The sequence below is a fragment of the Klebsiella sp. HMSC16C06 genome, from assembly GCF_001808325.1.
In the GTDB taxonomy this organism is placed as follows: Bacteria; Pseudomonadota; Gammaproteobacteria; order Enterobacterales; family Enterobacteriaceae; genus Klebsiella; species Klebsiella variicola.
Genome location: NZ_KV793029.1, coordinates 126,433 through 135,333 on the forward strand (window position 1 = coordinate 126,433; position 8,901 = coordinate 135,333).

Below are 8,901 nucleotides of genomic sequence, written 5' to 3' on the forward strand. Positions count from 1 at the left end.
ACTCATAGATGCGGCGGAAGCTGACCTCCGGGGTCAGGTTCTTGTAATCCTTACAGGCCAGTTCGCAGGTCTTGCAACCGGTGCAACGGGCGGAATCAATAAAAAATCCATACTGAGTTGTCATCGGTTACTCCTTACAGCTTCTCAACCTGGACGAGGTTGGTATGCGACGGGTTCCCCTTCGCCAGCGGCGACGGACGCTGGGTGGTCAGCACGTTAATGCTGCCCGCCTGATCCACCCGTGAAGCGTCCGGGTTATACCAGGCCCCTTCCCCCAGCGCGACAACGCCCGGCATCATGCGCGGCGTCACCTTCGCTTCAATATGCACTTCTCCGCGGTCGTTGAAGATGCGAATGCGATCGCCGTTGGCAATGCCGCGTTGCTTCGCGTCGATCGGGTTAATCCACATCTCCTGCCGACAGGCGGCCTTCAGTACATCGACGTTGCCGTAAGTTGAGTGAACGCGCGATTTATAGTGGAAGCCGGTCAGCTGTAGCGGGTATTTCGCCGTCAATGGATCGTTGTAGTTTTCGAAGCCCGGGGTGTAGATCGGCAGTGGATCGATAACATCCCCTTCCGGCAGCTCCCAGGTGGCCGCGATTTTCGCCAGCGCCTGCGAGTAAATTTCGATCTTGCCCGACGGCGTGGTCAGCGGATTGGCCTGCGGATCCTCGCGGAAGGCTTTGTAGGCCACATGGTGTCCTTGCGGATCGCGCTGCTTATAAATGCCCTGCTGGCGGAAGGTATCGAAATCTGGCAGGTCAGGAATCGCTTTCTGCGACTGTTCATACAGATGGCGCATCCAGCCTTCCTGGGCACGGCCTTCGGTAAACTGCTGCTCCACACCGAGGCGTTTTGCCAGTTCGGTGGTCATCTCATAGATAGTTTTGCATTCGAAACGCGGCTTGATGGCCTGATCGGCAAAAATGACGTAGGACATGTTGCCGCAGGAGGCATCCAGCGCGAAATCCATCTGCTCGGAGGCGGTGCAGTCCGGCAGCAGAATATCGGCGTATTTCGCTGACGAGGTCATATGGCAGTCGATGACTACGATCATCTCGCACTTCTTGTCGTCCTGCAGGATCTCATGGGTACGGTTGATCTCAGAATGCTGGTTAATCAGGCAATTGCCCGCATAGTTCCAGATCATTTTGATCGGCACGTCGAGCTTATCTTTGCCACGAACGCCGTCGCGCAGCGCGGTCATTTCCGGACCACGCTCGATAGCGTCGGTCCACATAAACATCGAGATACTGGTCTGAACCGGATTCTCCAGCGTCGGCATGCGCTCAAAGGGCAGGCTGTAAGAGCCCTCGCGCGCGCCGCTGTTGCCGCCGTGGATCCCGACGTTACCCGTCAGGATAGCGAGCATCGAGATAGCCCGGGTGGCGATTTCGCCGTTGGCGTGACGCTGCGGCCCCCAACCCTGGCTGATATAGGCCGGTTTGGTGGTGGCAATTTCGCGCGCCAGTTTAACAATGCGTTCGCGCGGAATACCGGTAATCGTCGAGGCCCACTCCGGCGTTTTGGCGATACCGTCCGTGCCCTGGCCAAGAATGTAAGCTTTGTAGTGACCATTGGCTGGCGCATCGGCGGGCAGCGTTTTCTCGTCGTATCCCACGCAGTATTTATCGAGGAACGGCTGATCGACCAGATTCTCGGTGATCATCACCCACGCCAGACCCGATACCAGCGCCGCATCAGTGCCGGGGCGAATCGGGATCCATTCATCTTCGCGTCCGGCGCCGGTGTCGGTATAGCGCGGATCGATGATGATCATCCGGGCATTGGATTTCTGCCGCGCCTGCTCAAGGTAGTATGTCACCCCGCCGCCGCTCATCCGCGTTTCGCCGGGGTTATTGCCGAACAGCACCACCAGCTGGCTGTTTTCAATATCCGATGGGCTATTGCCGTCGGCCCAGCCGCCGTAGGTATAATTGAGGCCCTCGGCAATCTGCGCCGAAGAGTAATCGCCATAGTGGTTCAGATAACCGCCGCAGCAGTTCATCAGACGGGCAATCAGCGTTTTTCCTGGCGGCCAGGAACGAGTCAGCGTGCCGCCGAGCGTACCGGTGCCGTAGTTCAGATAGATGGATTCGTTGCCGTATTCTTTAATCAGCCGCTGCATATTGCTGGCGATAGTATCGAACGCCTCTTCCCAGCTGATTTGCTCGAATTTCCCTTCCCCGCGTTTGCCAACGCGCTTCATCGGGTACTTCAGGCGATCCGGGTTATAGACGCGGCGGCGCATCGAACGCCCGCGCAGGCAGGCGCGGACCTGGTGCAAACCGTCATAGTTATCGTCACCGGTATTATCGGTTTCGACGTATTTAATCGCGCCATCCACCACGTGCATGCGCAGCGGGCAGCGGCTGCCGCAGTTGACGGTACAGGCACTCCAGACCACCTTCTCGTTGGCGGGTGCCGGCGTATCGGCGGCATGCGCCAGTCGGGTAAAGGGTAATGTTAGTGCGTTGCTGGCCAGCGCCAGGCCGCCTATTGCCGTGGTTTTCATCAGACCACGGCGGCTTACCTCAGCAGCCAGTAAAGCATCGGGGGCTTTAATTTTCATGGATACTCGCTTTGGTTGCTCACAATAAACTGACAAGCGCTATATAGTCATATATATATTGCTTTGAAATATTATTGGTTTTTTATGCTGATTTAATCCAAAGGGAGTATCACTGCATTCGTAGAATGGATTATTGCCCGGTATCAATAAGGACGTAAAAAAAGCGCCCGCAGGCGCTTTTAAAAGAGAGGAAGAAAAAATTACCCGATATATTCGAGGCCACGCATATACGGGCGCAGAATTTCCGGGATCTCAATACGGCCATCGGCCTGCTGATAGTTTTCCATCAGCGCCACCAGGGTACGACCTACCGCCAGACCAGAACCATTCAGAGTATGAACGAGGCGAGTCTTCTTGTCGGACTTGCTGCGGCAGCGGGCCTGCATACGACGTGCCTGGAAATCCCAGACGTTAGAGCAGGAAGAGATTTCACGGTAGGTGTTCTGCGCCGGAACCCACACTTCCAGGTCGTAGGTTTTGCAGGCGCTGAAGCCCATATCGCCGGTGCACAGCGCGACCTTACGGTACGGCAGACCCAGCAGCTGCAGCACTTTCTCGGCGTGACCGGTCATCTCTTCCAGCGCGGCCATGGAGTCTTCCGGACGCACGATCTGCACCATTTCAACTTTGTCGAACTGGTGCATGCGGATCAGACCGCGGGTGTCGCGACCATAGGAACCGGCTTCAGAGCGGAAGCACGGCGTATGGGCGGTCATTTTGATCGGCAGGTCGTCTTCGTCGATGATTTCATCGCGTACCAGGTTGGTCAGCGGCACTTCCGCCGTCGGGATCAGCGCGTAGTTGCTGCTGTCGGCTTCTTCTTCCAGCGGACGAGTATGGAACAGGTCGCCAGCGAATTTCGGCAACTGGCCGGTGCCATACAGCGTGTCCTGGTTCACCAGGTACGGGACATAGTTTTCGCTATAGCCATGCTGTTCGGTGTGCAGATCCAGCATGAACTGCGCCAGGGCGCGGTGCAGACGGGCCAGCTGGCCTTTCATCACCACAAAACGCGAACCAGTCAGCTTAACGGCGGCGGCAAAATCCAGCCCCCCGTGCATTTCCCCCAGCGTCACGTGATCGCGCACTTCAAAATCGAACTGGCGCGGCGTGCCCCAGCGGCTGACTTCAACGTTGTCGTTTTCGTCACGGCCAACCGGCACATCATCATGAGGAATATTCGGGATCGCCAGCGCGATATCGCGAATTTCCGCCAGCAGCGTTTCCAGCTCGGACTTTGCAGCATCCAACTGTTCGCCGAGTTTGTTCACTTCCAGGCGTAATGGCTCGATGTCTTCCCCGCGCGCTTTCGCCTGGCCAATGGATTTCGATCGGGAGTTACGCTCCGCCTGCAGGTTTTCCGTTTGCACCTGCAGAACTTTACGACGCTCTTCAAGCGCGCGAAGTTTATCTACATCCAGCTTAAAGCCCCGGCGTGCCAGTTTTTCTGCGACTGCGTCTGGCTCGGTACGCAGCAGATTGGGATCGAGCATGCTTATCCTGTGCTTATCGAATTAAATAAAGAAAAGTGGCCGCAGACTACGACCACGGAAATAGAGTAATAACCTTACCGCAACGCCTCAATTAGCGGTAGCGTTTTATCGGGCTATTTTGATCCTGTTCAGCGAGCCAGGCGAGCTTTTCGCCAATTTTGCCCTCAAGCCCCCGGTTTGTCGGGTGATAATAGCGCGTTTGCGCCATTTCCTGCGGGAAGTACTGCTCGCCGGCGGCGTAGGCGTTGGGTTCGTCATGAGCGTAACGATACTCCTGTCCGTAACCCATCTCTTTCATCAGCTTCGTCGGCGCATTGCGCAGATGCACCGGAACGTCGTAGTCAGGACGATCCCGCGCGTCGGCCAGCGCCGCTTTAAAGGCGGTGTAGACGGCGTTACTTTTCGGCGCGCAGGCCAGATAGACAATGGCCTGGGCAATCGCCCGTTCGCCTTCCGCCGGCCCGACGCGGGTAAAGCAATCCCACGCCGAAATGGCGACCTGCATCGCCCGTGGGTCGGCGTTGCCGACATCTTCCGAGGCTATCGCCAGACAGCGGCGGGCAACGTACAGCGGATCGCCGCCAGCGGTGATGATCCGCGCATACCAGTAAAGTGCCGCATCCGGCGCGCTACCGCGCACCGACTTATGCAGAGCAGAAATCAAATCGTAGAACCGGTCGCCTTTGTTATCAAAGCGCGCGCTGCGCTCGCCAGCGATCTCGGTCAGCAGTTCCGCCTTCAGCACCCGCTTGCCCGAGTCATCGCTCTCGGCCATATCAGCCATCATTTCCAGGGTATTCAGCGCCCGCCTCGCGTCGCCGTTCACCAGTTCGGCGATGGCCTTGCGGGTCTCTTCCGGCAGAATAATATCCTGCCCGCCGTAGCCGCGGGACTTATCGTTCATCGCCTGGTCAAGCACCCGCTCGATATCGTCGGTGGTCAGCGATTTCAGTAAGTAGACGCGGGCGCGGGAGAGCAGCGCTGAATTAAGCTCAAAGGAGGGGTTTTCGGTGGTCGCGCCAATAAAAGTGATGGTGCCGTCTTCAATATGGGGCAGAAAGGCATCCTGCTGGCTTTTATTAAAGCGATGCACTTCGTCAACAAACAGGATGGTCCGCCGGCCGGCGTTGCGATTTTGCCGCGCGCGCTCAATAGCCTCGCGAATCTCTTTCACCCCTGAGGTCACCGCCGAGATCCGTTCGACATCGGCGCTGGCGTAGCGGGCAATCACTTCCGCGAGGGTGGTCTTGCCGGTGCCCGGCGGCCCCCAGAGGATCATTGAATGCAGATGCCCGGCTTCAATCGCCCGCGGCAGGGGTTTACCCGGCGCCAGCAGATGCTGCTGGCCAATATACTGCGCTAAATTTTCTGGCCGCATGCGAGCGGCCAGAGGTTGAAACGCGTTGTCGGAAAAATCGAGCGACAGATTGCTCACTTTCGCCTCTACTTACGTTGATCGTCCACCGTCACCCCTTTCGGCGGCGTAAAGGTGAACTTAGATGCGTCGACGGCGCCGTTCTGCTGCGACTTCAGCTGATAGCTGCTGCGCTGGTCATCCTGCTCGACGGCGCTGAACTGATGGATGGTGCCGTCCCGACCGACGTTGATCGTGAACTGCTTCAGGTTACCGCTGCCGCTTTTCGGCGTCAGCACAAAATCATCGCCGTTTTGTTTGATATTGTACTGCTGCCAGTCACTGGACTGGTTGCGGGCAATCAGCATAAACGGCGTGTTGCTGGTAGCATCTTTCAGCCAGGTCGCCGTAGCCTGCTCAACGAACGGGTTGTAGAACCACAGCGTTTTGCCATCCGAGACAAGAACGCTTTCATCTGGCTGGGTCATATGCCAGTTAAACAGGTTCGGACGTTTTACCCACAGGTCGCCCTGTCCGTCCTGGACGGCGTTACCGCTGCCGTCGGTGACTTTCTGCGTGAAGCTGGCATGGAAACTGCTCACTTTATCAAGACGGCTTTTTAAGTCACTGGCCGCATCTGCCCAGACCTGGCTGACGACCATACCAGACAGTAATGCACAGGTGATTGCGAGTTTTTTCATTGTTATTCCTTAATGTGCGTCACTCCCGACGCGGGAGCCTCTTCTGTCCCTAATGTAGGACCGCCGACGGCGGCGGAACAGAAGAATTGGCTGATTTTGCGCTTATTTACCCAACTTTGCACTCATTCAAAGGGCGGCGGCGCCAGCACTTCGCGGTTACCGTTATGGCCCTGTTCGCTGACGATCCCCTGCGCTTCCATCTGTTCGATAATGCGTGCTGCCCGGTTATAGCCAATGCGGAACTGACGCTGGACCCCGGAAATCGACGCTTTGCGCTTCTCAGTCACAAAACTGACCGCCTGATCGAACAGCGGGTCCAGCTCTTCACCGCCGTCGAAACCACCGCCGCCGCCTTCGCTTTCGCTGTCGGAGGTAATGCCATCGACGTACTGCGGACGGCCGCGGGCTTTCCAGTCCTGAACCACAGCGTGGACTTCCTGGTCGCGCACAAACGCCCCGTGGACGCGCACCGGCGTGGTAGAGTTCGGTCCGGAGTAAAGCATATCCCCCATACCCAGCAGCGATTCCGCGCCGCCCTGATCGAGAATGGTACGCGAGTCAATTTTACTCGACACGGTAAAGGCGATGCGCGTCGGAATGTTAGCCTTAATCAGGCCGGTAATAACATCTACCGACGGACGCTGCGTCGCCAGCACCAGGTGGATCCCCGCCGCACGCGCTTTTTGCGCCAGACGGGCAATCAGCTCTTCCACCTTCTTGCCGACGGTCATCATCAGGTCGGCGAACTCGTCCACCAGCACCACGATATACGGCAGTTTTTCCAGCACCGGATGTACGGCATCCATGCTGTCGCCCGGCTTCCAGTACGGATCCGGAATCGGACGCCCCATGCGCGCGGCCTCGGCGATCTTCTCGTTATAGCCCGCCAGGTTACGCACGCCCAGCGCTGACATCAGCTTGTAGCGGCGCTCCATCTCGTTGACGCTCCAGCGCAGCGCATTGGCGGCGTCTTTCATGTCGGTGACCACTTCCGTCAGCAGATGCGGAATACCTTCGTAGACCGACAGCTCGAGCATTTTCGGGTCGATCATGATGAAACGCACATCTTCCGGCTGCGCTTTGTAGAGCATGCTGAGGATCATGGCGTTCACACCGACTGACTTACCGGAACCGGTAGTACCGGCAACCAGCAGGTGCGGCATTTTCGCCAGGTCAGCTACCACCGGGTCGCCAGCGATATCTTTACCCAGCACCACGGTCAGCGGCGATGGGTTATCGCGGAACTTGGCGTTGTCGAGCACTTCACGCAGATAGACGGTCTGACGCTTTTTATTCGGCAGCTCAAGACCGACATACGGTTTACCCGGGATCACTTCCACCACGCGCACGGCAACCGTCGACAGCGAACGCGCCAGATCGCGTGACAGGTTAGAGATTCGAGCCGCTTTGACGCCAGGCGCCAGATTCAGTTCGAAGCGGGTGATCACCGGCCCCGGCGAGTAGTTCACCACATCCGCTTTAATGCGGAAATCGGCCAGACGTGCTTCCACCAGTCGCGCCATCTGCTCGAGAGCAAAGGTATCCACCGGCTCGACTTCACTGGGCGGCGGCGTGAGCAGATCCAGCGACGGCAACGGCGTGGTCGGTCTTTGCAGCGGACGGCTATCGCCATTGCGCATCAGCAGCGGGTGGATCAGGCTCTCCTGCGGCGCGGGCGCGGCAGGCTGATGCCCCTGCGGGGCAACCGCCTGTTGCTGCTGCACGGGCTGCGGTGCAGTCTGGTAAGGCTGCGGCGGCACTGGCTGAGGGTGTACCGGCTGGTGCTGCGCAGGTTGATAACCCTGCTGCGGAGCGGCGGCCGGTTGTTGATAGTGCGGGGCCGGTTGTTGCGGCTGTACTTCCGGCGTCGGCGTAAACAGCGGCTCGCTCGGACCCTCATTGACCAGCGTTTTCATCGGCGAGAATTCATAATCCGCCGGCGAGAACGGATTAGCGCCTGGCGGCTGCTCGGAGGCGTAGCGCTGCTGCTGGGTGGCGGCAAACTGGCGCGCCAGCTCCGCTTCCGCCGCAGTATCGGCGTCATCGTCATCAGTCGCGTTATCGTCTTCCCAGCGATGGCCATAGCGCTGCTGCTGGGTGGCAGCGAACTGGCGAGCCAGTTCATCCTGCTCCATAGCATCCGCTTCCTCATCCGAGAGCAGCTCATCGTCATAATGGGGGTCGCGCTCCGCCTGCCGCGCACGCTGTTCCGCCTCCCGTTGCGACGGTAGCTTGATGCCGTAAGAGGCCAGCTCCCGACGCGTCGGGACACGAACGCGGTTTGGTCGCGGTAGTTTTGGACCAATACCTTCTTTCACCTGGACCCGCGGTCCGCTGGATGCCGGGCTGAACAATGGCGCAGCCGCAGCGGATGCGGCCGTCGCCGAGGTTGCCGCCGCCGCGCCGCCGCTGGCGGCAGTTGCCTGATGCACCCCTGCCGCGACCGCAGAGACCACGGTTGTCTCCACTGGCGGTTTGGACGAGGAGGCTGGCGGCGTCAGCGGTTTAGTGGCAATCGGACTTTCCGGCTCCGGAATTGGCTGATACCAGGAGGCCAGCAGCTCGCGTTCACGTGCCCGCTTCTCTTCGACTTCTTCGAAGTAATAGAGCGGTGGACGTTTCACCTCTTCCGGCGCAACCTCTGGTTCTGGCTCCGGTGACGGCACTGGCGCGCTTTGCGGCTGATACGCCTGCGGCGCAGGCTGAGCGGCATGCGGATCGTAAGTCGGCTGCTGATACTGCGCCTGCTCTGGCTGATACGCCTGCGGCGCAGGCTGAGC

Annotated in this window: 6 protein-coding genes; all 6 read right to left on the reverse strand. The window is 58.7% G+C overall.

The genetic code is table 11. The features are described from left to right. Window positions 1–124, reverse strand: a 124-nt coding sequence (locus HMPREF3142_RS30030; protein WP_016831266.1) for a 4Fe-4S binding protein, incomplete at its 3' end; no start/stop codon positions are given. Between the two features lie 10 nt (window positions 125–134). Continuing rightward, window positions 135–2,573, reverse strand: a complete 2,439-nt coding sequence (dmsA, locus tag HMPREF3142_RS26565; protein ID WP_070612920.1) for a dimethylsulfoxide reductase subunit A — start codon at window positions 2,571–2,573, stop codon at window positions 135–137. 200 nt (window positions 2,574–2,773) lie between these two features. After that, window positions 2,774–4,066, reverse strand: a complete 1,293-nt coding sequence (serS, locus tag HMPREF3142_RS26570) for a serine--tRNA ligase (protein ID WP_008805848.1) — start codon at window positions 4,064–4,066, stop codon at window positions 2,774–2,776. A gap of 91 nt (window positions 4,067–4,157) precedes the next feature. Further along, window positions 4,158–5,501 (reverse strand): replication-associated recombination protein RarA, encoded by a 1,344-nt coding sequence (rarA, locus tag HMPREF3142_RS26575; RefSeq protein ID WP_043875567.1) that lies wholly within the window; start codon window positions 5,499–5,501, stop codon window positions 4,158–4,160. An 8-nt stretch (window positions 5,502–5,509) separates the two neighbouring features. Continuing rightward, entirely contained in the window at window positions 5,510–6,121 is a 612-nt protein-coding gene (gene lolA, locus HMPREF3142_RS26580; RefSeq protein WP_004201368.1) for an outer membrane lipoprotein periplasmic chaperone LolA, read from the reverse strand. A gap of 122 nt (window positions 6,122–6,243) precedes the next feature. Then, the coding region (gene ftsK, locus HMPREF3142_RS26585; RefSeq protein ID WP_228706487.1) for a DNA translocase FtsK at window positions 6,244–8,901 on the reverse strand (2,658 nt) is incomplete at its 5' end.

Coding starts and splice junctions, on each gene's coding strand:
- dmsA (WP_070612920.1), bottom strand. CDS start 2,573: ATGAAAATTAAAGCCCCCGATGCTTTACTGGCTGCTGAGGTAAGCCGC.
- serS (WP_008805848.1), bottom strand. CDS start 4,066: ATGCTCGATCCCAATCTGCTGCGTACCGAGCCAGACGCAGTCGCAGAA.
- lolA (WP_004201368.1), bottom strand. CDS start 6,121: ATGAAAAAACTCGCAATCACCTGTGCATTACTGTCTGGTATGGTCGTC.